Source organism: Polaromonas sp. P1_E1_2 (genome assembly GCF_056406035.1).
On sequence record NZ_JBFUAZ010000832.1, the window covers coordinates 1 to 1,423 of the forward strand.

General features: G+C 61.1%; 2 protein-coding genes. Both read left to right on the top strand.

From position 1 onward, the window contains the following. The first annotated feature begins 291 nt into the window (after nt 1–291). Complete coding sequence (locus AC1D1P_RS23340) at nt 292–891, top strand: DUF2239 family protein (protein WP_477674636.1); 600 nt, start codon at nt 292–294, stop codon at nt 889–891. A 98-nt stretch (nt 892–989) separates the two neighbouring features. Then, a partial coding sequence (locus AC1D1P_RS23345) for an MATE family efflux transporter (RefSeq protein WP_477674637.1) occupies nt 990–1,423 on the top strand: 434 nt, incomplete at its 3' end.

Below are 1,423 nucleotides of genomic sequence, written 5' to 3' on the forward strand. Positions count from 1 at the left end.
GCCCTTGTAGGTTTGAAAAATGCCTTTGAGCTCGATCATGAAAATTCGCTAAACCTTGTCACCCCTCACGGTTCTTGTGAAAACGTGTGAGGCTCTTTTTTGAACAGGACGCGAATTTAGCCTAGCTTCTCCCAAACTCAAAAGAATATTAAATAGACTAGTTAGATGATTAATCAGCTATAGAACCCGATTTACAGCCTTTTACGCATTTTTCAGCCAAAACTTGATCATTTATACCCGGATGATATAAACTCCTAATTTGACCCGGACAAAATTAACCGTAATGACTTTATGACCTCTACTTTGATCGCCACGCCCCGCACCCTGACCGCCTTCGCCGGGTTCCAGCGCATTGCCTCCGGGCCGCGCCGTGAGCTGCTCGCGCAGTTGCGCGCCACGCCCCAGCAGGCCGACATACTGCTTCGCATATTCAACGATGCCAACGGGGAACGCCTGGACCTTGACCTGCGGCCCGACGCCGTGGATGCGCCCGACGACACGCCGCCCGACCTTCCCGCCGCCGAACCCGAAGCACCGGTGACGCGTTCTGTCGGGCGCCCCAGGCTGGGGGTGGTTGCGCGTGAAGTCACCTTGCTGCCGCGGCACTGGGAATGGCTCAGCCGCCAATCAGGCGGTGCTTCGGTTGCGCTGCGCAAGCTGGTGGAAGAAGCGAGCAGGGCCAACGAGGCACGCGACGTGGTACGGGCCTCCCGCGAAGCCGCTTACCGCTTCATGGCGGAAATCGCGGGCGACCTGCCCGGCTTCGAAGAAGCCACCCGCGCCCTGTTTGCCGGCGACCGGCTGCGTTTTGACACCCTGGTCGAGCCCTGGCCTGAAGATGTGCGAACCTACCTGGCGGCACTGGCCGCAGCCAGCTGGAGCGCCGCATGAAGCCGCCGGATCTTTCCGCCCTCGATCACCGGCTTGAAACCGAAATGCATGAGGGCGACGTGCGTGCAGCGGGCGAAATCGCGGCGCCACCGATTTCCGTGGCAGATCCGGTCCCGCCCCTGGCAACACAGCCCGCGGCGGCGAAACCCGCTTCGCACACCCGGCCCGCATTGAACGACGGTGTGCCGATGTGGAAGACCTTTGCCGCCTTCCTCGGCCCCATGCTGCTCAGCAACATCCTGCAGTCGCTGTCGGGCACGCTGAACAACGTGTATGTCGGCCAGATGATCGGCGTCGGCGCACTGGCGGCGGTGTCCAGTTTCTTCCCCATCCTGTTTTTCTTCATTGCCTTCACCATCGGCCTGGGCGCTGGCGCCTCCGTGCTGATTGGCCAGGCCTGGGGAGCGCGCGACACCGGAAAGGTCAAGGCAATTGCGAGAACCACCCTCAGCGTCGGCCTGATTTTTGGCCTGCTCGWCGCGCTGTTCGGCGGCATCTTTACCGGGCCCTTGCTCAGGGCGCTGGGCACACC